This window comes from Rhizobacter koreensis (assembly GCF_013366375.1).
In the GTDB taxonomy this organism is placed as follows: Bacteria; Pseudomonadota; Gammaproteobacteria; order Burkholderiales; family Burkholderiaceae_C; genus Schlegelella_A; species Schlegelella_A koreensis.
On the sequence record NZ_JABWMJ010000003.1, the window covers coordinates 382,326 to 402,434 of the forward strand.

The window sequence follows — 20,109 nt, forward strand, 5'->3', positions numbered from 1 at the left end:
GAACCGGGCGAGACGGCGCCGACACCGGTCCACGCGCCAGGCGGCCGGCAGAGCCGATGACGATCAGGAGCGAACATGACGAGCGAACAGAACGCAGCCGACGACCCGCGCTCGAGCGAGGAGGTCGACGTCGGCGACCGCGCCGCCATCGAGCGCTGGACCCGTGCGCTCGGCGTCACCGACTCGGCGTTGCTGAACGCGGTCCAGGCGGTCGGCCCGCGCGTCGACAAGATCAAGGACTACCTCGGCCAGGGCGGCATGGCGGGGGATCAGTCCGACGCCTGAGCGGCTGCGGGGTCGCGCCGCGGACGACGCGCTGCCGGTGCCCGGCCGCGACCGGCCGGAGACGACCCGGATGCGGTCGACCCGATCGCGTCAACGACCGAGCGCCGAGCGCGCCGCCCGCTGGATCTGCGCCGCCTCGTCGATGAGGAGCCCGAGCCGACGCTCGAGCCACGGGGTGGGATCGTCCGCGGCGGGGCGCTCCGGCAGCAGTGCCAGGTCGGCGGAGCGCGCCGGCTGCGGCTCGACCGGCGGCGCGCGCAGGTCGAGCCTCCGCGCGAGCTCGCCTGACGCGCCGGCGAGCAGTGGATCGACGCGGCCGGCGCTGTCGCGCTCGTCCTTCAGGCGCGCCAGCGTCATGCGGACCATCGACAGGTGCGCCATCAGCCGCTCGCCGTGGTCGAGCACGGTCGCGATCTCGCGCGAGGGCAGGCGCACGCCGCGCGGCTCGACGCGACTGCGCTGCAGCGCCGCCGCGAGCGCCGACAGCGAGTCGTAGGCGCGGCGCCGGGCGAGCCGCTCCTCGACCGGGTCGCCGCGGCCCGGTTGCAGCGAATGCGTCGCGTAGCTCAGCAGGTCGCGCAGGACGCGGCCGACCGACTCGCGCACGCTGCGCCGCTCCCACGACGGCAGCACGTAGCTGAAGCTCCACGCGAGCAGCGCGCCCAGCAGCGTGTCGGCGACGCGCTCGCCGATCGCGAACCCGGAGCCCGGATCGACCGCGTGCGCCTGCAGCAGCGCCATCACGCTCGCCGCGGTCGCCGTCAGCCAGTAGAGGCGCATCACGAACGCATGGGCGGTGCCGAGCGCGACGATGAAGACGCCGTTGAGCGCGGCGGGCGTGGCGACGTGCGACAGCACGACGACCACCAGGCAGCCGAGGATGGTGCCGGCGACCCGCGCGTTGCGGCGCGCCAGCGTCTCGCCAAGCTTGCCGCGCAGCACGACCGCGACGCCGAGCACCAGCCAGTACGGATGCGCGCCCCACGGCAGCAGCAGCGCGAGGTAGTAGGCGGTCGCGAGGGCGAGCGCCATGCGCACGGCGTGACGCAGCACCGGCGAGGTGCCGGTGAGGTGCGGCGGCAGCGCGGCGAGCGGCCAGCCCTCGGGCGCGACGAAGGCCTGCAGCTGTTCGCGCGTCAGCGGCAGGCGCGCCGGCTCGCCCTGCAGCAGGCGGTCGAGCGCGCGGGCGTCTTCGTCGAGCCTGCGCACGCGGTCGCGCAGCGACGGCAGCAGGCGTGCGCGCGGCTCGTCGGCCGGCACGCCGAGGCGCTCGAGCGCGGCGTGGGCGGGCTCGCCGGCGCGATCGGCGGGCCGGGTGCCGTCGCGCACGTGCTCGGCGGCCGCGTCGAGCCGCTCGGCGATGGTGCGCAGCGCGCCGGCGACGGTCTGCCGGATCGCCTGCCCGGTGGCGTCGCTGCCGAGCAGGTCGGCGTCGAGCCGGCTCGCCAGCAGCACGTCGCGCAGGTCGATCGCGCGCAGCAGCACGCCGATGTCGCGCTCGCCCCGAGCGCCGGGCGGCGCCGCGAACAGGAAGTCGCGCGCGATCTGCAGCCGCTCGGCGAGACGTGCCTCGTCGCGGATCCAGGCGCGCAGGGGGGTCGCCGGCGTGCCTTCGCTGCCGGCGCTGCCGAGCACGTCGGCGCGCGAGCGGAACAGCTCGGCAGTGGCGCCGAGCGCCTCGACGAGCGCGAGCGTGCGGTAGCGCGGTTGGCACGCCGCACCCGAGACGAGCGCCCATCCGAGGTAGGCCGCCGCGCCGCCCGCGATCCACGCCGCGCCCTGCGCGCCGTGCGCGCTCGGCGGCACCGCCATCGCGAACACGGTCGCGAGCAGGGGCGCGAACGACACCGCGCCGGCACGCGCGCCCCAGGCCAGCGTCATCATCGCGACGAAGGCGATCGCCCCGATCGCGAGCCCCAGGGCGAGCGGCTGCGCCCTCAGCAGCTCGACCACCAGCGCGGCGAGGACGCTCAGCAGCGCCGCCGCGCCGACGCGGTGCCAGGTGCGCACCGGCGTGTTGGCGAGGTGGGCGATGCTGGCGCAGACCGCGCCCGAGACGACCAGCGCGGCGGCCTGCGGCCCCGCGAGCGTCGCTGCCGCGAGCTGGATCAGCGCGATGCCGAGCGCGACCTCGATGCCGTTGATCGCGAACGCCGGCAGTCGAAGCCAGGGCTTGAGGCGGGGAGAGACGTGGGGCATCGACGGGGCGCGGGACGGGCGCGGCAGCATAGCCGGCTCGGCACCGCTGGCGGCTGCGCCTGCCGCTCACGCTGCGGTCGCGCCCGCTGGGGCCGTCACGGGCAGTGCCCTCGCTATGCTCGGCGCCGATGAAGACGCTGCTGATCGTCTACCAGTCGACCACCGGCGGCACGCGGCAGATGGTCGAGGCCGCGGCGGCCGGCGCCGCCGCCGAAGCCGCCGGCGGCGTGACGACGCGCGTGCTGACCGCATCCGAGGCACGGGCCGATGACGTGCTCGCCGCCGACGGTTACCTGTTCGCGGCGCCCGAGAACCTCGCGACCATGGCCGGCCTGATGAAGGACTTCTTCGACCGCACCTACTACCCCGTGCTCGACCATGTCGCCGCGCGCCCCTATGCGGTGATGGTGTGCGCCGGCAGCGACGGCAGCGGCGCGGCGCGCCAGATCGAGCGGATCGCGACCGGGTGGCGCCTGCGCCGCGTCGCCGACCCGCTGATCGTCTGCACCCATGCGCAGACGCCGGAGGCGATCGCCCGGCCCAAGGTCATCGCCGACGAGGATGCGATCCGCTGTCGCGAACTCGGCGCATCGCTCGCCGCCGGCCTGGCGCTCGGCGTGTTCTGAGCCGCGGCGGCTTTTGCCGGTTCGAGCGTCGCCCGTCGGCCGCGCGTCGCTCAGCCCAGGAAGTGCCGGAACGCCGCCGCGAGAATCGCGGGGTCGGCGAGAGCGACGAACGCGATGCCGGTCAGCGCGCCGGCGAGGTGGGCGTCGTGATTAATGCGCCCGCGTGCCTGGCGCGATGCCCAGATCGTGTATGCGAGATAGCCCACCGCGAACAGCGGCGCCGGGATCGGCACCGGGATCGGCACGATGTAGAGCGAGCTCGCCGGGAAGTACAGGATCGATGCGAACAGCACCGCCAGGATTGCGCCCGAGGCGCCGAGGCTGCGGTACTCCGGCTCGTGACGGTGCGCGACCCAGGTGCCGAGATCGCTGACCAGGAGCCCGAGCGCATAGAGCGCCAGGAACGGCGCGCTGCCGATGCGCCGCTCGAGACCGAAGCCGAACGCCCAGAACGTGAAGCTGTTGAACAGCAGGTGCGCGAGGTCGGCGTGCAGGAAGCCGCTGGTGATCGCGGTGTGGTACTCGCGCCGCCGCACCAGCCAGTACGGACGGAACAGGTGGCGCTCGAGCAGCGCCGGCCGCGCGAGCGCGTACAGGCTGCCGGCGAGGATCAGCGCGAGCAGCAGCGCCGACATCGGCGCCCCGCGGGTTAGGGCAATCAGCGGATCCATGAAGCGTCGGGTCGCAGGGTGAGTGGCAAGGCTGCGCCGGGGCACGCCGCCATCGACCGCGCACCGCCTGCCGCCGCCTGGCGAGGCAGCGCGCAGTATCGCGGGGGCGGCGAGGTGCGCTGCGATGGCAGCTTGGCGGCGGCGTCGAGCGCCCGCAGACCCGGCGCGTTGCCGCTCGCGGAGCGTCGCACCGCGCTACGCTCGCCCGATGTTCGTCGACACCGATGGCCTGGAGGCGCCGGCCGGCCCGCTGCTGCTGCGGGTGCTGCCGAGCCCGGCACTTGCCTCGTTGCAGGCCGCGATCGCTGCCGCGGTGCCGGGGCAGCATGCCGTCGTGGCGCTGCACGTCACGCTCTGCATGAGCGCGCTCGACGCGGCCGGTCTGCCGGCGCCGCCGGCTTGCGTCGAGTTGCTCGACACGGCGCCGCGGCTGACCGGCGCGGAAGGCACCACGTCGGTCTGGCTGCCGCTCGCGAACCCCAGCCAACAGGCGCTTGCCGCCTTCGTGCAGGCGCTCGCGCGCCAGGCGAGACGCCTCGACGTGGTCGAACCCGGCCGCGTGTTCCACGTGAGCCTGTGCAACCGGAGCGGCGAGCGCGACGACTCGGTCGCCGAGCCCTGGCGCGCGCCATCGGAGCCGTTGCCGCTCGAGGCGCCGGCTCGGCGGCAGCGCTGATCGACGATGCCCAGCCGCGCGCCCGCACCTTGTCCATCCGCCTCGTCAACGGAGCCGGCCCGGCTCCGGCCCGGCACGCCGTGACGCCTGATGAGAGTCCATGACGCCGCGGCCGTGCGCGCCGCCTTGCCCTTCAACCGCTTGATCGACGCGCTGCGCGCCGCGTTCGCCGACGACGCCGCGGTGCCGACCCGCCACGTGCACGCGGTCGGCGGCGGTGCGGTCACCTCGCTGCTGATGCCGGCGTGGCAGGACGGCCGCTACTACGCCGTGAAGGTGGTCAACATCGCGCCCGGCAACGCCGCGCGCGGCCTCGCGGGCGTCCACGCGACGGTGCTGCTGCACGACGCGACCACCGGCGTGCCGCTCGCGTGCATCGACGGCAGCGAGCTGACGGCGCGCCGCACCGCGGCGGCGTCGGCGCTCGCGGCGTCGTACCTCGCGCGACCGGACGCGCGCCGGCTGCTCGTCGTCGGTGCCGGCCGCGTCGCCGCGCTGCTGCCGGAGGCCTACCGCGCGGTGCGTCCGATCGAGCGGGTCGACGTGTGGGCGCGCCGACCCGGCGCGGCGGAGGCGCTCGCTGCACAGTGGCGGCAGCAGGGCGTCGACGCGCGCGCGGTGACGTCGCTCGAACGCGCGGTGGTCGAGGCGGACGTGGTGAGCTGCGCGACGCTCGCGACCGCGCCGCTGATCGCCGGCGCGTGGCTCGGCGCCGGCAGCCATCTCGACCTCATCGGCAGCTTCACGCCGGCGATGCGCGAAGCCGACGACGCCTGTTTCGCCGGTGCGCGCGTCTGGATCGACACCGAGGAGGCGCTCGCCAAGAGCGGCGACCTGCTGGACCCGCTCGCGCGCGGCGTGCTGGCGCCCGGCGACGTCGTGGGGACGCTGGCGGGTCTCTGTCGCGGCGCCGCCGACACCCGGGCCTCGGCGGGCGAGCGCACGGTATTCAAGTCGGTCGGCAGCGCGCTCGAGGACCTGGCTGCGGCGGTGCTGGTCGCCGAGAGCAGCGCAACCGGCACGGCGTAGCCGTCGACGCCTCCGGCGCGCGAGCCGCATTCCGGGCCGCTCAGCCGACCGTCATCAGGCTCGCATTGCCACCCGCGGCGGCGGTGTTGATGCTGATGCTGCGCTCGACGCACAGCCCCTCGAGGGCGATGCGGTCGTCGCCGGGCGCGAGGCCGAGCACCGGCACGATGGCGCCGTCGCGGGCCGCCGCGGTCTCCAGCACCGCGCGCAGTGCGGCGCCGTCGCCGTGGGCGAGCACGACGTCGACGCGCGCGTCGCCCGCCGGGTCGTCGACGGGCGCGATGCGCTCGCGCACCGGCGCCGGCAAGGTCGTCGCGAGCGCTCGCTGTGCGGCCGGCCAGACCGCGCGACTGCCGACCGCCAGCACCGCGGCGAATTCGATCAGTTGGTCGTCCGCATCGGTCGCGATGCAGGCCACCGCATGCCGCGGCGCGATCGCGTAGAGGTTCGCCTCGCCGGTGGGACCGCGCAGCGTGCGTGCGAGGCCCGCGGGCGAGGCTGCCGCGAAGCGATCGCATGCCGCGGCGACGCGCGCGTGACCGTGCGCGCCGGCCCAGCGGGCGAGCGCCTGCAGAGCCGCCCGGGCGCCGCGGTCGACGCTCGGCAGAGGAAGGCCGTGCGTCGGCGGCTCCGCGAGCGCCGCGCCGGCGGCTTCGACGCTCGCCCGCGCCGCGTCTAGCGGCCGCTCGGCGAGCAGCCGCAGCAGGTAGAGCGGACCGCCGGCCTTCGGGCCGGTGCCCGAGAGCGCGTGACCGCCGAACGGCTGCACGCCGACCACCGCGCCGATCAGGTTGCGATTGACGTAGAGGTTGCCGGCGGGGAGGCCCGCGGCGACTTCGGCGACGCGTTCGTCGATGCGCGTGTGGACGCCGCCGGTCAGTGCGTAGCCGGTCGCGGCGATCGCCGCGAGCAGCGCCGGCAGCTCGTCTCGGCGGTAGCGCAGCACGTGCAGCACCGGGCCGAACACCTCGTGCGTCAACGCGTCGAGCCGGTCGAACTCGATCAGCGTCGGCGCGACGAAGCTGGCGCCCGCTGGCAGGTCGGCCGGCAGCGCGGCGCGCACGACGCGGCAGCCGCGCGCGCGCATCGCCTCGACGTGCGCCTCGATCGCCGCAGCAGCGGCCGCGTCGATCACCGGGCCGACATCGGTCGCGAGGCGCCGCGGATCGCCGACGCGCAGTTCGCCGAGCGCGCCTTCGAGCATCGTCAGCACGCGCTCGGCGACGTCGCGCTGCACCGCGAGGATGCGCAGGGCCGAGCAGCGCTGGCCCGCGCTGTCGAACGCCGAGGTCAGCGCGTCGGCGACGACCTGCTCCGCAAGCGCCGACGAATCGACCACCAGCGCGTTCTGGCCGCCGGTCTCGGCGATCAGCGGCACCGGCCCGCCGCCGGCGCCGAGGCGCTGCGCGAGCGTGCGCTGCAGTCCTTTCGCGACCGCGGTCGAGCCGGTGAACAGCACCGCCTCGATGCGCGTGTCGGCGGCGAGCGCCGCGCCGACCGTTTCGCCCGGTCCGGGCAGGAGCTGCAGCGCGCCGTGCGGCACGCCGGCCGCGTGCAGCCGGTGCACCGCTTGCGCCGCCACCAGCGGCGTCTGCTCGGCGGGTTTGGCGAGCACCGGATTGCCGGCGGCGAGCGCCGCGCCGACCTGGCCGACGAAGATCGCGAGCGGGAAGTTCCACGGGCTGATGCAGGCGACCGGGCCGAGCGGCCGGTGCGTCGCGTGGTCGAGGTCGCGCCGCACCTGGCCGGCGTGGTGGCGCAACGAATCGACGGCCTCGCGCACCTCGGCGACCGCCGCGGCGAGGGTGCGGCCGGCCTCGCGCAGCACGAGCGCGGCCAGCGGCTCGAGGTCGCGCTCGATCGCGTCGGCGGCGCGTTCGAGCGCGGCGGCCCGTTCGGCGGGGGCGGTGGCGGCCCAGTCCGGCGCGATCGCGACCGCGCGGGTGAGCGCCTGCTCGATCTCCTCCGGGGTCGCGTCGCGGACGTGGCCGACCACGTCGCTCGGATCGGCCGGGTTGCGGATCGGCTGCCAGTCGCCCGGCTGCGGCGCCCGTCGGGGCGTCGCATCGACCGCGGGGCCCGTCGCCCCGTCGCGGTCGGCATCCGCATCGGTCCCGGCGACCCGGCGTTCGTGCGACGACGCTTCGATCGCGGTTGCGATCGACGCCAGCGCGGGCTCGCTCGCCAGGTCGACGCCGCGCGCGTTGCGGCGGTCGGTGCCGTAGAGGTCGCGCGGCAGCGGGATCGCCGGGTGCGGTCGGCCGACCGCGCCCTCGGCGGCCCCAGCGCCCTCGACCGTCCGCACCGGGTCGGCGATCAGCTCGTCGATGCCGACCTCGCGATTGCCGACGCGGTTGACGAACGAGGTGTTGGCGCCGTTCTCGAGCAGGCGCCGCACCAGGTAGGCCAGCAGCGTGTCGTGGCGGCCGACGGGCGCATAGATGCGGCACGGCACGCCGAGCCCGCCGCGCGCGACGCCCGCCACCACCTGCTCGTAGAGCGGCTCGCCCATGCCGTGCAGGCACTGGAACTCGTACGCCGTCGCGCCGCGTGCGCTCGCCAAGGTATGGACGCTGGCCAGCGTCTGCGCGTTGTGCGTCGCGAACTGCGGGTAGACCGCGGCACCGGCGTCGAGCAGGCGGCGCGCGCACGCGAGGTAGGCGACGTCGGTATGCGCGCGCCGCGTGTAGACGGGGTACTCGGCAACGCCGTCCACCTGCGCGCGCTTGATCTCGCTGTCCCAGTAGGCGCCCTTGACGAGCCGCACCATCAGGCGCCGGCTGCTCGCGCGCGCGAGATCGACCAGGTGGTCGATCACCGCCGGCGCGCGCTTCTGGTAGGCCTGCACGACGAAGCCGAGCCCGGCCCAGCCGGCGAGCGAAGGCTCGGCGACGAGACGCTCCAGCAGGTCGAGCGACAGTTCGAGGCGGTCGGCCTCTTCGGCGTCGAGGTTGATGCCGATGTCGAGGCGCCGGGCGCGTTCGACGAGTGCCAGCAGGCGCGGATAGAGCTCGGCGTGAACCCGCTCGACCTGCGCCCGCGAATAGCGCGGGTGCAGCGCCGACAGCTTGATCGAGAGGCCCGGGCTCGCGTCGACGCCGCGCCCGCCGGCGGCGCGGCCGATCGCGTCGATCGCGTGCGCGTAGGCGGCGGCGTAGCGCTCCGCATCGACAGCGGTCATCGCGCCTTCGCCGAGCATGTCGTACGAGAAGCGAAAGCCGCGCGCCTCGCGCGTCCGCGCCTGCGCGAGCGCGGACTCGATCGTCTCGCCGGTGACGAACTGCTCGCCCAGCATCCGCATCGCGAGATCGACCCCGCGCCGGATCAGCGGCTCGCCGCCGATGCCGGCGATGCGGCCGAGCGCGGCGCCGAAACCGCTCGTGCTGTGGGTCGAGACGAGCTTGCCGGTGAGCAGCAGGCCCCAGCTCGCGGCGTTGACGAACAGCGAATCGCTGCGCCCGACGTGGGCGAGCCAGTCGCCGCTGCCCACCTTGTCGCGGATCAGTGCGTCGCGCGTCGCCGCGTCGGGGATGCGCAGCAGCGCTTCCGCCAGGCACATCAGCGCGACGCCTTCGTGCGACGAGAGGGCGAATTCCTGCAGCAGGCCCTGCACGAGCCCGGGCGGCCCGCCGTCGTCGGCACGTTCGCGCAGGCCCTGCACCAGCCGCATCGCGAGCGCACGCGTCGCGGTGGCTTCGGCAGCGGTCAGGCGAGCGGCGTCGAGCAGTGCGGCGACGCAGGCGGGCTCCGACGCGTCGGCGAGCGCCGCGATCGCCTGGCGCGACGGCGTTCGCTCGTGCCAGAGCGTGAACGGCGGGTTCGCGGCGCCGGCGGCCGCGATGGCGCAGGCTTGGTGTGGGTCGACGACGGACATCGGATGCGGGCGAGCTGCGGGCCGGGACGACGCCTCCCGAGCGTCGCCTCGGCCGCAAGCATGCACGCGTCGGCGCTCGGCTGCCCGCGCGGCCCCGCCCCGAGGCGCAGGCGGCGCCCGGTTCGACTATCGTGCGACGGATGCCCGGCGTCGAGCGGCGCCGCAGCGACGCTTCGAGGAGAGACCTGCCGATGAAGTACGACGTGATCAGCCGCGGCGCGCGCCTCGAGGCGATCGGCGCGCACAGCGGCTACCGGATCCGGCTGTCGACGGTCGGGGCGCCGACCGCGTGCGCGTACCCGGTCAACGCCTGGGTGCGGGGCTCCGAGAGCGAGGACGAGGTGAGGGTGCCGATCCCGAAGCGCCACTACGCGAACCCGACCGAGGCGCTCGACCACGGCTGGGCCTGCGCGATCGCGTGGATCGACGCCATGAACCATCGCCTGAGCGATCCCGAGTACCTGCAGTCCTGACGCACGGCGGCCGTCGCGTCGGACGCGGCGCTTGCGCGCGCCGCGTCGCGCGAGCACGGCGGGCGCATGCCCTTGCGCAGCGCCCGAGCGCGGCGCTATAACCCGCCCGCGGCAACCGGGAGAACGTGATGTCCGACTTTCGCGACGTGGTGATCCTGTTGCCGGGCATCACCGGCAGCGTGCTCGCGAATGCCGCCGGCAAGGAGGTGTGGGCGCCGTCCGCGGGAGCGGCCTGGCGCGCGATCACGAGCTTCGGCAGCTCGATCACCGGGCTCGAGCTCGCCGGCGACGATGCCGACGACGGCGTGTCGGCGCCGCGCCTCGTCGCCGACGTGACGCTGGTGCCGGGCCTCGTGAAGATCGACGGCTATTCGCGCATCGAGAACTACCTGGTCGAGCACCTCGGCCTCGAGCGCGGTGCCAACTACTTTCCGTTCCCTTACGACTGGCGGCGCGACAACCGCGTGAGCGCCAGGCGCCTCGAGTCGCAGGCGATGGCGTGGCTCAAGACCTGGCGCGAGCGCTCCGGCAACGCCGAGGCGCGGCTGGTGCTGATCGGCCACTCGATGGGCGGGCTCGTCGCGCGCTACTTCATCGAATGCCTCGGCGGCTGGCAGGCGACGCGCGCGCTCCTCACGCTCGGCACGCCGCATCGCGGCTCGCTCAACGCGGTCGGCTTCCTCGAGAACGGCATGAAGAAGGGCATCGGCCCGTTCGGGCTCGACCTCTCGCCGCTGCTGCGCTCGCTGACCTCGGTGTATCAGCTGCTGCCGATCTATCCGTGCATCGGCACCGGCGCCGGCGAGCTGCAGCGCATCGCGGCCGCTGCCGAGGCGGGGCTGCTCACGCACGTCGATGCCGCGCGCGCCCACGCCGCGCGTGCCTTCCACCAGGAGATCCAGGACGCCCAGGCGCGCAACGCGCGCGACGAGGCGTATGCACGGAATGGTCCGACCCTGGTCCCGGTCGTCGGCATCGAGCAGCCGACGGTGCAGTCGGTGCAGGTGAAGGACGGCCGCATCGAGCTGCTCAACAGCCACGACGGCAGCGACTTCGGCGGCGACGGGACCGTGCCGCGGGTGTCGGGAACGCCGATCGAGATGGGCGACGCCAAGCGAGAGGTCTACGCGGCCGAGATGCACGGCGCCCTGCAGAACGCCGACGGCACGCTCGCCAACCTGCGCGGCGTGCTGACGCGCGACAGGATCGATTTCCGCAAGTTCCAGCGCGCGGAGGACGCCGCGATGCTGACGCTCGACGTCGACGACGTGGTGCTGCCGGGCGACCCGGTCGCGGTGCGCGTGCGGGCGTCGGAAGGCAACCCGCGCATCAGCGTCACGCTCACGCTGGTCGCCACCGGCGAGGCGTTCGACGAGCCGCTCGCGCGCGATCCGGAGCCGGGCTGGCAGCAGGGCATCTTCGACCTCGAACCCGGCATCTGGCGCGTGACCGCGCACGCCGAGGGCGCCACCCCGGTGAGCGACCTCGTCGTCGTCGCGGCGCCATGACGATCGGCTGGAGCGACCGGCTCTTCATCGTCGACGGCGACGCGCCGGCCGTCGATCAGCTCGGCGCGCTGCAGGGAGTCGACGCACCCTGGCTGGTGATCGAGCGGCTCGGCGGCGCGCTGCGCTACGTGTTCAGCTACGAGGAGCTGCTCGACCTGCTGCGCCGCACCCATGTCGCGTTCGACCCCGATTCGCCGAGCAGCCTGGCCGACGTGCTCGGGCTGCACGAGTGGCAGGCGAGCGGCGAGGTGCGTCTCGCCGACCTGGCCGCGGCGGTGATCGACGCCAGCCGGGCCGGCGCGGCCGGTCCGAGCGGGCTGCGTCTGGTGGTGCTCGACGATGCCGGGCGGGTGAGCGCGATCGGTGGCGAGGACGTCGACGCTGCGCCCGAGCCGGTCTGGGCCGCGGCGCCCGCCTCCGCATCGGCAGACCCGTTCGAGGCATTCGGCGCGACGCGCGGCGGCGCTCCGTCGGCAGGCGCCGACGCGGTTCGGGGCGATCCGTTCGGCGCCATCGCCGAGCCCGCAGCGGCCGCTGGAGCCGAGCCGGCGCCGGCGAGCTCGGCCGAAGCGGTCGACCCGGGCGGCATCGCCGCGGGCGCCGGCGACGGCGCGCGCCGCTCGCCACGCGACGACGACGAGGGCACCGCGCCGATCCGCCACCCCTCGATCGAGCCGCGCGGCGAGCTCGTGCCGGCTGCGCCGGTGACGCTCGTCGTCGACCTGCTGCGCGAGGCGTCGAGCAGCACTTCGGGCGGCCCGCTCAGCCTCGGCACGCAGGCCGCCGACTGGCAGACGCTCGACATCGGCGTGACGCTGGTGTCGCCGGCGATCGACTTCGAGCGCAGCGGCCGCGGCCGCGTCACGATCCACCGCAACGCCGCGTCGGTGCCAGCCGAGATCCATGGCCGCGTGCTCGACGACGTCGCGCCGGGCACCGACGTCGAGGTGCACGCGCAGTTCTGGTCGGGGACGCGCTACTCGGGCGGCGCGGTGCGGGTCTTGCGGGTCGCGGCTGCGCCGGCCGCCCACGGTACGGGCGCGCCGTCCGCACTGCCGGATCGCGCGGCGCCACCGGCCGGCGACGCTCGGGCGGGTGCGTCGGGCGGCGACGCTCCTGCGGCGCTGGCGGCTTTCGCGGCCACTGCCGCCGCGCCGGGCGCCGCCGTCGGCACGCCCGCCCGCACATCCGCCGGCGCGACCGGCGCGATCCGTGTCGAGCCCGACGCCGAGCCGCCCGACCTCACCGTCTTCATTACGCTATTCGACAAGGAGCGGCCCGGCCGCATGCACTGGCGCATGACGACCGAGCCGTTCGACGCCCTGCCGCCCAAGCTCGACGCGATCATCGACGTCGGCCAGGACCCGGCCAGCGAGGCGGCCGCCCGCTTCAAGGAGTTCGCCAACCTCGAGCGCGGGCAGCACCGCGAGAGCATCGAGGGCTTCGGCGAGAAGCTCTGGGACAGCGCGCCGCCCGAGTTCCAGGCGGTCTACTGGGCGCTGCACGACCACTACCGGCGCCCGCTCTCGATCCAGTTCGTGAGCGACGATCCGTACCTGCCGTGGGAATTGATGCGGCCGTACCGGGACGGCGAGACGCACCCGCCGCTGGCGGTACGTCACGCCGTCGCGCGCTGGATCGGACGCTGGCACGGCTACATGAGAAATCGCCTGCGCGCCGGACGCCTGATCGCGATCGCGCCGAAGTACAAGACCGTGAGTGCGCGCCTCACGCTCGCCGAGGCCGCCGCGGCGCGGCTCGTTGCTTCGTTCGGCGCCGAAGCGGTCGACGGCACCTGGCCGAGCCTCAACGAGTTGCTGGTGCGACCGTCCGGCGCGCCGATCGGCCTGCTGTACTTCACCGGCCACGGCGTCTTCAGCGGCGACGCGGCAGCGTCGGCCATCAAGCTGACGGACCGCGCGATGAAGGTCACCGAGGTCGGCCGGCGCGAGGTCTCGCTCGGCGAGCGCGACGGCACGCTGGTGTTCTTCAACGCCTGCGAGGTCGGCGCGACCGGGCGCCTGCTCGGCAGCGTCGGCGGCTGGGCCGACGCGTTCCTGTCGCGCCGCTTTCGTGCCTTCATCGCGCCGCTCTGGGCCATCGACGAAGAAGACGCGGCACAGGTCACCGACGAACTGCTCGCGCGCATCATCCGCGAGCGCGTGCCGGTCGGCGCCGCGCTTCGCGACCTGCGGGCCGCGCACGGCGACGTCTCGCCGACGTTCTACTCGTACCTGCTTTTCGGCGACGTCACGGCGCGGGTCGAGTCGAGCGCCTGAACCCGCGCGTCGGTCAGACCATTCCCGCACGCCGGGTCGCGGGTCGAGCGGCGCCGCGTGCGTGCGATGCCGGTCGTCGGCATCTACACCGGCGATCGGCCGCCGCCAGTGCGCCTCAGCGCACCTGCTGGCGCTCGCGGATGCGTGCCATCAGCGGGGACGGCCCGGTGACGCTGCGGTCGAACGGCAGCACGATCGGTCCGACCACGTCGAGGATGCGGCGCACGTAGTTGCGCGTCTCCTGGAACGGGGGCACGCCGAGGTAGCGCTCGACGGCGCCCTCGCCGGCGTTGTAGGCCGCCGCCACGAGCCGCACGTCGCCCTCGAAGTAGGCGAGCAGCCAGCGCAGGTAGGCGACGCCGCCGCGGATGTTCTGCGCCGGGTCGAACGCGTTCTTCACGCGAAAGCGCGACGCCGTCTCGGGAATGAGCTGCATCAGCCCTTGCGCGTTCTTCGGCGACACCGCCCCGGCGTTGAAGTTCGACTCGGCCCGCATGATCGCGAGCACCAGCGACTGCGCGACGTTGTGCTCGGTCGCGATCTTGCCGACCAGGTTGGCGATGATGCGCGGCGCCATGATGCTGGCCGCCGGCACGGGGGCCGACGCGGCCGGCGGCGGTGCCGGCGGCGTCGGCTCGCGCATGCACGGCGGCGGCTCGACCTGCGGATCGCCGGTGACCCGCAGCATGGTCCTGGCCTGCTCGATGCCCTGCGCGGCGGCGGCGCGGAAGAAGAACGCCGCCAGCGCGTCGTCGCGGCGCACGCCGCGACCGTTGGCGTACATCCAGCCGAGGTCGAACTGCGACGACGCGTCGCCCAGGCGCGCGGCTTCGCAATACAGCTCGGCGGCACGCGCGCCGTCGCGCGCGACGCCGTTGCCGTGCTCGTAATCGACCGCCATGCGGCGCAGGGTGGCGATCCGTTCGGCGTCGGCGCCGCTGCGCGCCGGCTCGGTCGCTGCCGCGATGCGAAGCGGCGCGTCGCCACGGCGCGGTGCCGCGATCGTCTCGGCGCTCACGTTGACGGCCGCATGCAGCTCGGACGCCATCGGCGTGAAGGCGGCAGTCGCCGCCGGCAGCGCGACGCCGGCGACCGCGTCGTCCGCCGGCGCGGCGTCGGCATCGGTCCCGCTCGCCAGCGCCGGCGCGCAGGCGGCGAACACCGCCGCCAGCACGAGCACGTCGCGCAGGCGGCGCCGGCACGACGGCGCATGCGGCAGGGGCGGGGGTGACTCGGGGCTCGGCATCGGCGGGGCTTTTCGCGGGAGCGCGAGGTTACTTGAAGCGTCGCCGCGCGTGAAGCGGGTCGGGCCGCCGCGCCGCGCGGACCGACGAACGGCAGCTGCGGCAGGGCTGCGCCGGCGCTCCTAGAATCCGCCCCCCGCCACCACGAGCCGGAGCCTTCGATGCCAGCCACTTCCGCGGACGACGAACGGGCGCTCGCCGACATCGCCGTGCGGCACGGCTTCAGCGTCGACGCGGCGCGCGAGATGGTCGCGGCGCTGCAGCGCGGCTGGGGCTCGATGGCGCAGTTCGACCACCCCGAGTTCGGCGGCTACGGCCAGTGGCTGCGCGGCGGCATGACGATGATCGGCGACATGTTCAACGCGTCGCTGCGCAACCGCGTCGATGCGCTGGCCACCGATCTGGCGGCGTACCTGGCCGGTGGTGGCGGGCAGCTGGTGGCGCCTGCCGGGGCGGCCGCGTCTGCGGCTTCGTCGGCGACGCTGCCGGCTGCGTCCGCCGCGTCGACGGCAGCGAACGCCTCGCGAGCGATCCCGGCCGCCGACCCGACTTGGCCGTCGCCCGCCGCCGCCCCCGCGCCGGTCGAGCCAGCGCCCGAGGCAGGCGCGACGCGACCCGCCGGCGGGCCGTCCCAGTTCCAGCGCCAGGGCGACGCGCGCAGCGCCGCCTCCGTCTCGTCGTCCCCCGGCGGCGGCTTCCCGGCGTTCCGGGAGTTCGGCAACTGGTGGCCCGACGAGCTGAGCGGCCCGAGCAGCACCGGCGCGCAGAACGAGATGCGCTACGCGTACTTCGGCGACCAGCGGCGCCTCGCGATCGACGACGGCCGCACGGTCACCGTCTACGACACGCTCGACCATCGCATCGGCGGCTTCTCGCAGCAGCAGTCGGCAACGCGCACGATGACGATGTCCAGCCAGCACGGACCGATCGACATCGCGAGCCTGCCGGTCGTCTCGACGGCGCCGTCGCGGCGCTGACGCGCTCCGCCGGCGGGCGCCAGCGCGTCGGCCGCGACCGCTCGTCGCGTGGCGGGAAAACCCGCCCGAGAAACGGCGGGTCACCCTTTGACAGGGGGCAGTGCGGCTCCTAACCTCGCGCCGCACACAGGGAGGCTCCATGAAGAAGAAGCTCTTTGCGCTGCTGCTCGCAGCCGGCGCCGTCGGCACCGCATCGGCGGCACCTGTCAGCGTGCTGTTCGTCGGCAACAGCTACACGTTCGGTCGCATCGACCCGGTGATGAGCTACAACGCCGCCAACGTGCACGACCTCACGTACGCGATGTGGCAGGCCAACCCGAGCGGCACCAACGCGTTCGAGCCGCACCCGTGGGGCGGCGTGCCCGGCATCTTCAAGCAGTTCACGGTGCAGGCGGGGCTCGACTACGACGTGTCGCTCTCGACCCGCAACGCGGCCTCGCTGCGCGGGCACTTCCTCAATTCCAACCCGGCCGGCTGGGACCTGCGCGGCAACATCGCCTCGCGCGCCTGGGACAAGGTGGTGCTGCAGGAGCAGAGCGACGAGCCGCTCACGAAGCAGCCGGGCCTCGCGTCGAATCCCGACTACTTCCGCGCCTACGCGAACAAGATCGAGCAGTTCGTCCACCAGGGCAACGCGCATTCGTACCGCGAGCGCGAGATCATCGGCGGCAACGCCGCGGCCTGCCAGGCCGCGACCGGGGCGAGCGCGACCACCTGCAACACGGTGCGCGACGTGCCGGCCAACCCGAACGCGCGCGGCAGCACCGAGGTGTTCCTGTACGAGACCTGGGCGCGGCCGAACCTGATCAACGCGCCGTTCACCACCGTCACCGACCCGGTGACCGGCGCGATCTCGTTCACCACGACCCCGGCGGGCTCGTTCTACGACTCGCTCGAGGAGATGACGGCCGACCTGCACCAGGCGTATTTCGGCGTCGCTGCCGCGAACGCCGGCTTCGCCGGGGTCGCGCCGGTCGGCGACGCGTTCCTGCGTGCGGTGCAGGAGGGCATCGCGACGCGCGACATGTACGCGCCCAACGCGCGGACCGACGGCCTCATCGACCTGTGGTTCGACGACGGCACGCACGCCAGCGTCGCCGGTTCCTACCTCAGCGCGCTGGTGCTGTTCGGCCAGCTCACCGGGCTCGATCCCATGCTGCTCGGCGCCGCCGAGCGGGCCGCACGCGACCTCGGCCTCACCGCCGCGCAGGCGCTCGCCCTGCAGCGCATCGCGAGCGGCGAACTCGGCTTCCTCGCGGTGCCGGAGCCGGCGAGCTGGGCGCTGGTTGCGCTCGGCCTCGGGTGGATCGGCTGGCGCCGCCGGGGCGACGCGCCGAGGCCGCTGCCGGGCGCCGCCTGACGCGCGCCGGCCCGTCTCAGTCGCTGCCCGGGCTCGCCACGTAGAGCAGCGCGCCGCAGCTGCCGCACGAGTGGCCGCGCATGCGCACGTCCTCGGGCAGGCTGCGAACCGCCTTCTTGTGCGAGCCGCAGAAGCGGCACGAGACCTGGCCGTTGTTGACGTGGCCGGGGAAGCTCTTCACGTACCACGCGTACGTTGCCAGCAGCGGCAGCTTGCGCGCGCGCATGCGGCGTGCGAGGGCGCGGCAGAGCAGCGTCGCCTGCACGAGGCCGACGCCGGTCGCGAGCACCGTCAGCGGCGTCGTCGGCGCGAACTGCAGTGCAAGCGCGAAGCGCTCGAGCACCCAGAGCGGCATCGCGAGCGCAGCGCCGAAGACACCCACGAGCGCGATGCGCTGGCTGAGCGAGAGCGTCGGGACGGGCAGGCCTTCGTCGGTCATGGGCTTGAGGGTCGTGTGTTGCCGGTTGTTTCGGACTCGCCGCGGCGTTGCTGAGACCGGTGCCCGCGCGCACCGTGACGTTGTCGACGCTTCCCGCGCGCGTCCATCGGCTCCCGCGCGATGGCTACGCGCTTGCCGGGCTGTCGGGCGCGCCAGCGCCTCCTACAATCGCGCGCTTCGAGGAACAAAGCTCGGCGTCAGCGCCGCAGTCGACGGCATGGCGCGCAAGAGCCCCGCACCGGATCGAGTTCAGCCGCTGCGCGCGGCCAGACCCAGCCCACGCACCGCGGCAGGCGCGAGCGGCGGCGCTGCGCTGCCGAAGACGCCCTCCGGCATTCACGGGCTCGACCAGATCACCGGCGGCGGGCTGCCGCGCGGCCGGCCCACGCTGGTGTGCGGCGCCGCCGGTTGCGGCAAGACGATGCTGGCGGCCGAGTTCCTGGCGCGCGGTGCGAGCGAGTTCGACGAGCCGGGGGTGTTCATGGCGTTCGAGGAGAACGCCCAGGAGATCGCCGCCAACGTGCGCTCGATCGGCTTCGACCTCGGCAAGCTCGAGCGTCAGCGGCGGGTCGTCATCGATCACGTGCAGGTCGAGCGCAGCGAGATCGAGGAGACCGGCGAGTACGACCTCGACGGGCTCTTCATCCGCCTCGCGCACGCGATCGACTCGATCGGTGCCCGACGGGTGGTGCTCGACACGATCGAGGCGCTGTTCGCCGGGCTCGCCAACCACGCCGTGCTGCGTGCCGAGCTGCGGCGCCTGTTCCGCTGGCTCAAGGACAAGGGCGTGACCGCGGTCGTCACCGCCGAGCGCGGCGAGAACACGCTGACGCGCTACGGGCTCGAGGAGTACGTCGCCGATTGCGTGATCCTGCTCGACCACCGCATCGACCAGCAGATCTCGACGCGGCGGCTGCGCGTGGTCAAGTACCGGGGCTCGGCCCACGGCACCAACGAGTACCCGTTCCTGTTGAGCTCGCACGGCATCGCGGTGCTGCCGATCACCTCTCTGCGGCTCGAGCACGCAGCCTCCGACGAGCGCGTCCTGACGGGCGTTCCGGGTCTCGACGCGATGCTCGGCGGACGGGGCGTGTTTCGCGGCAGCAGCGTGCTCGTGTCGGGCTCGCCGGGCACCGGCAAGAGCAGCGTCGCCGCGAGCTTCGCGGCGGCGGCGTGCATGCGGGGCGAACGCGCGCTGATCTTCGTGTACGAGGAGTCGGCGAGCCAGCTGTTCCGCAACATGCGCTCGATCGGGCTCGACCTCGCCAAGTGGGAGCGCAAGGGCCTGCTGCGCGTGCACGCGTCGCGGCCGACGCTGTACGGGCTCGAGGAGCACCTGGTCCTCATGTACGAGATGGTGCGCAGCTTCCGACCCGGCGTGGTCGTCGTCGATCCGATCAGCAATCTCGGCAGCAACCCGTCCGATCCGGGGCTCAAGACTGCCTTGCTGCGTCTCATCGACTTCCTCAAGGAAGAGGGTGCGACCGCGGTGCTGTCGAGCCTGACGTCCGATGCGGCGGGGACGTTCGCCGACTCCGAGGTCGGCGTCTCGTCGCTGATGGACAGCTGGCTGATGCTGGCCAACGCCGCGTCGAACGGCGAGCGGCGGCGCACCCTGCAGTGGCTGAAATCGCGCGGCATGCCGCACTCGAACCACGTGTGCGAGTTCGTGTTCAGCGAGCGCGGCATCCACGTGATCGGCGCCGACGGCACTGCGGCGCCGCCGCTGCGCGGCCCGGGCGAGAAGGCGGCGCCGTCGCAGCCGCCGCGCGCGCGCCGGCGCGCCGCGACGGCGGAGGGCGCCTGATGGTCACCAAGGCACGCGCTTCCGCGCACGGTTCCGACGGCATGCCGAAGGCCGAGTGGCAGCTGCGCCTCTACGTGGCGGGGCAGACCAGCAAGTCGCTCACGGCGCTGGTCAACCTCAAGAAGCTCTGCGAGACCCACCTCGCGGGGCGCTACGAGATCGAGGTGATCGACCTCCTCGTCAATCCCAAGCTCGCGGCCGGCGACCAGATCCTCGCGGTGCCGACGCTGGTGCGCAAGGTCCCGGAGCCCATCCGCAAGATCATCGGCGACCTCTCGAACGAGGATCGCGTGCTGGTCGGCCTCGACGTCCAGGCCGTGCGTTAGGCGCAACGGCGGCACAACGCTTGCCCTTGAGCCCGGATGGAACCCGCCGCGCCACCCGATTTCGCCTTCCGCCTCTACGTGAGCGGCGCCACCCCGGCCTCGGCGCGGGCGCTCGTCAACACGCGGCGCATCTGCGAAACGCATCTGGCGGGGCGCTACCGTCTCGACATCCTCGAGCTCGCCGAGCACGTCGAGCTCGCGACGCGCGATCAGATCGTCGCGGCGCCGACGCTGATCAAGCTCTCGCCACCGCCGCTGCGGCGCTTCATCGGAGATCTTTCCGAGAACGAGGGATTGCTGCGCTGCCTGCCCGCCGCGACGGCGGGCTGATGGCCG

General features: G+C 74.1%; 17 protein-coding genes. 12 read left to right on the forward strand and 5 right to left on the reverse strand.

The genetic code is table 11. From position 1 onward, the window contains the following. The first annotated feature begins 75 nt into the window (after window positions 1-75). Window positions 76-285, forward strand: coding sequence for a DUF3606 domain-containing protein (locus tag HQN59_RS08715; protein ID WP_176068168.1), 210 nt, complete (start codon window positions 76-78; stop codon window positions 283-285). A 90-nt stretch (window positions 286-375) separates the two neighbouring features. On the opposite strand, the gene HQN59_RS08720 is transcribed toward HQN59_RS08715, so the two are convergent. Beyond that, on the reverse strand, window positions 376-2,484 hold the full coding sequence (locus HQN59_RS08720; protein ID WP_176068170.1) for an FUSC family protein: 2,109 nt from the start codon (window positions 2,482-2,484) through the stop codon (window positions 376-378). A gap of 128 nt (window positions 2,485-2,612) precedes the next feature. Here HQN59_RS08720 and HQN59_RS08725 point away from each other — a divergent pair, with 128 nt between their 5' ends. Next, window positions 2,613-3,110: a flavodoxin family protein gene (locus HQN59_RS08725; protein ID WP_176068173.1), complete on the forward strand. Its 498-nt coding sequence runs from the start codon at window positions 2,613-2,615 to the stop codon at window positions 3,108-3,110. Between the two features lie 50 nt (window positions 3,111-3,160). Here HQN59_RS08725 and HQN59_RS08730 read toward each other — a convergent pair whose 3' ends face one another. Further along, the gene (locus HQN59_RS08730) at window positions 3,161-3,781 is read right to left on the reverse strand and encodes a rhomboid family intramembrane serine protease (protein WP_176068175.1); all 621 of its coding nucleotides are present in this window, start codon (window positions 3,779-3,781) and stop codon (window positions 3,161-3,163) included. Window positions 3,782-3,989: 208 nt separating this feature from the next. Here HQN59_RS08730 and HQN59_RS08735 point away from each other — a divergent pair, with 208 nt between their 5' ends. Continuing rightward, window positions 3,990-4,457, forward strand: a complete 468-nt coding sequence (locus HQN59_RS08735) for a hypothetical protein (protein ID WP_176068177.1) — start codon at window positions 3,990-3,992, stop codon at window positions 4,455-4,457. 90 nt (window positions 4,458-4,547) lie between these two features. Continuing rightward, window positions 4,548-5,486 (forward strand): bifunctional Delta(1)-pyrroline-2-carboxylate/Delta(1)-piperideine-2-carboxylate reductase, encoded by a 939-nt coding sequence (gene lhpI, locus HQN59_RS08740; RefSeq protein WP_176068179.1) that lies wholly within the window; start codon window positions 4,548-4,550, stop codon window positions 5,484-5,486. 40 nt (window positions 5,487-5,526) lie between these two features. On the opposite strand, the gene putA is transcribed toward lhpI, so the two are convergent. Beyond that, the gene (gene putA, locus HQN59_RS08745; RefSeq protein ID WP_176068181.1) at window positions 5,527-9,360 is read right to left on the reverse strand and encodes a trifunctional transcriptional regulator/proline dehydrogenase/L-glutamate gamma-semialdehyde dehydrogenase; all 3,834 of its coding nucleotides are present in this window, start codon (window positions 9,358-9,360) and stop codon (window positions 5,527-5,529) included. Window positions 9,361-9,551: 191 nt separating this feature from the next. On the opposite strand from putA, the gene HQN59_RS08750 reads away from it, so the two are divergent. The 3 genes from HQN59_RS08750 to HQN59_RS08760 all read left to right on the forward strand — a co-directional run bounded on the left by HQN59_RS08750 (window position 9,552) and on the right by HQN59_RS08760 (window position 13,620). Then, window positions 9,552-9,833: a hypothetical protein gene (locus HQN59_RS08750; RefSeq protein ID WP_176068183.1), complete on the forward strand. Its 282-nt coding sequence runs from the start codon at window positions 9,552-9,554 to the stop codon at window positions 9,831-9,833. Between the two features lie 128 nt (window positions 9,834-9,961). Further along, window positions 9,962-11,341, forward strand: coding sequence for a lipase/acyltransferase domain-containing protein (locus HQN59_RS08755; protein WP_176068185.1), 1,380 nt, complete (start codon window positions 9,962-9,964; stop codon window positions 11,339-11,341). Beyond that, the gene (locus tag HQN59_RS08760) at window positions 11,338-13,620 is read left to right on the forward strand and encodes a TCAD7 domain-containing protein (protein WP_176068187.1); all 2,283 of its coding nucleotides are present in this window, start codon (window positions 11,338-11,340) and stop codon (window positions 13,618-13,620) included. The genes HQN59_RS08755 and HQN59_RS08760 overlap by 4 nt, the downstream gene beginning before the upstream one ends. 115 nt (window positions 13,621-13,735) lie before the next feature. Here HQN59_RS08760 and HQN59_RS26675 read toward each other — a convergent pair whose 3' ends face one another. Next, window positions 13,736-14,866, reverse strand: coding sequence for a transglycosylase SLT domain-containing protein (locus HQN59_RS26675; RefSeq protein WP_280926626.1), 1,131 nt, complete (start codon window positions 14,864-14,866; stop codon window positions 13,736-13,738). Window positions 14,867-15,025: 159 nt separating this feature from the next. Between HQN59_RS26675 and HQN59_RS08770 the strand changes: the two genes are divergently transcribed. Beyond that, window positions 15,026-15,841, forward strand: a complete 816-nt coding sequence (locus HQN59_RS08770; protein WP_176068189.1) for an SHOCT domain-containing protein — start codon at window positions 15,026-15,028, stop codon at window positions 15,839-15,841. A gap of 139 nt (window positions 15,842-15,980) precedes the next feature. After that, window positions 15,981-17,201, forward strand: a complete 1,221-nt coding sequence (locus tag HQN59_RS08775) for a PEP-CTERM sorting domain-containing protein (RefSeq protein WP_176068191.1) — start codon at window positions 15,981-15,983, stop codon at window positions 17,199-17,201. Between the two features lie 16 nt (window positions 17,202-17,217). Here the strand turns inward: HQN59_RS08775 and HQN59_RS08780 are convergent, their stop codons facing one another. Continuing rightward, window positions 17,218-17,640, reverse strand: a complete 423-nt coding sequence (locus HQN59_RS08780) for a hypothetical protein (protein ID WP_176068193.1) — start codon at window positions 17,638-17,640, stop codon at window positions 17,218-17,220. 217 nt (window positions 17,641-17,857) lie between these two features. Here HQN59_RS08780 and kaiC point away from each other — a divergent pair, with 217 nt between their 5' ends. From kaiC to HQN59_RS08795, 3 genes are read left to right on the forward strand one after another with little or no spacing between them, the layout of a single operon-like run. Continuing rightward, window positions 17,858-19,447 carry a circadian clock protein KaiC gene (kaiC, locus tag HQN59_RS08785; protein WP_176068195.1) on the forward strand — a complete coding sequence of 530 codons (1,590 nt, stop codon included), beginning with the start codon at window positions 17,858-17,860 and terminating at the stop codon, window positions 19,445-19,447. Beyond that, window positions 19,447-19,773: a circadian clock KaiB family protein gene (locus HQN59_RS08790; protein ID WP_217703971.1), complete on the forward strand. Its 327-nt coding sequence runs from the start codon at window positions 19,447-19,449 to the stop codon at window positions 19,771-19,773. Before kaiC ends, HQN59_RS08790 begins: the two co-directional genes overlap by 1 nt. 36 nt (window positions 19,774-19,809) lie before the next feature. Beyond that, entirely contained in the window at window positions 19,810-20,103 is a 294-nt protein-coding gene (locus HQN59_RS08795; RefSeq protein WP_176068197.1) for a circadian clock KaiB family protein, read from the forward strand. Window positions 20,104-20,109: the final 6 nt, after the last annotated feature.

Bases quoted from the DNA above. Each gene is read 5' to 3' on its own strand.
- HQN59_RS08715 (WP_176068168.1), top strand. From the start codon at position 76: ATGACGAGCGAACAGAACGCAGCCGACGACCCGCGCTCGAGCGAGGAG.
- HQN59_RS08720 (WP_176068170.1), bottom strand. From the start codon at position 2,484: ATGCCCCACGTCTCTCCCCGCCTCAAGCCCTGGCTTCGACTGCCGGCG.
- HQN59_RS08725 (WP_176068173.1), top strand. From the start codon at position 2,613: ATGAAGACGCTGCTGATCGTCTACCAGTCGACCACCGGCGGCACGCGG.
- HQN59_RS08730 (WP_176068175.1), bottom strand. From the start codon at position 3,781: ATGGATCCGCTGATTGCCCTAACCCGCGGGGCGCCGATGTCGGCGCTG.
- HQN59_RS08735 (WP_176068177.1), top strand. From the start codon at position 3,990: ATGTTCGTCGACACCGATGGCCTGGAGGCGCCGGCCGGCCCGCTGCTG.
- lhpI (WP_176068179.1), top strand. From the start codon at position 4,548: ATGAGAGTCCATGACGCCGCGGCCGTGCGCGCCGCCTTGCCCTTCAAC.
- putA (WP_176068181.1), bottom strand. From the start codon at position 9,360: ATGTCCGTCGTCGACCCACACCAAGCCTGCGCCATCGCGGCCGCCGGC.
- HQN59_RS08750 (WP_176068183.1), top strand. From the start codon at position 9,552: ATGAAGTACGACGTGATCAGCCGCGGCGCGCGCCTCGAGGCGATCGGC.
- HQN59_RS08755 (WP_176068185.1), top strand. From the start codon at position 9,962: ATGTCCGACTTTCGCGACGTGGTGATCCTGTTGCCGGGCATCACCGGC.
- HQN59_RS08760 (WP_176068187.1), top strand. From the start codon at position 11,338: ATGACGATCGGCTGGAGCGACCGGCTCTTCATCGTCGACGGCGACGCG.
- HQN59_RS26675 (WP_280926626.1), bottom strand. From the start codon at position 14,866: ATGCCGAGCCCCGAGTCACCCCCGCCCCTGCCGCATGCGCCGTCGTGC.
- HQN59_RS08770 (WP_176068189.1), top strand. From the start codon at position 15,026: ATGCCAGCCACTTCCGCGGACGACGAACGGGCGCTCGCCGACATCGCC.
- HQN59_RS08775 (WP_176068191.1), top strand. From the start codon at position 15,981: ATGAAGAAGAAGCTCTTTGCGCTGCTGCTCGCAGCCGGCGCCGTCGGC.
- HQN59_RS08780 (WP_176068193.1), bottom strand. From the start codon at position 17,640: ATGACCGACGAAGGCCTGCCCGTCCCGACGCTCTCGCTCAGCCAGCGC.
- kaiC (WP_176068195.1), top strand. From the start codon at position 17,858: ATGGCGCGCAAGAGCCCCGCACCGGATCGAGTTCAGCCGCTGCGCGCG.
- HQN59_RS08790 (WP_217703971.1), top strand. From the start codon at position 19,447: ATGGTCACCAAGGCACGCGCTTCCGCGCACGGTTCCGACGGCATGCCG.
- HQN59_RS08795 (WP_176068197.1), top strand. From the start codon at position 19,810: ATGGAACCCGCCGCGCCACCCGATTTCGCCTTCCGCCTCTACGTGAGC.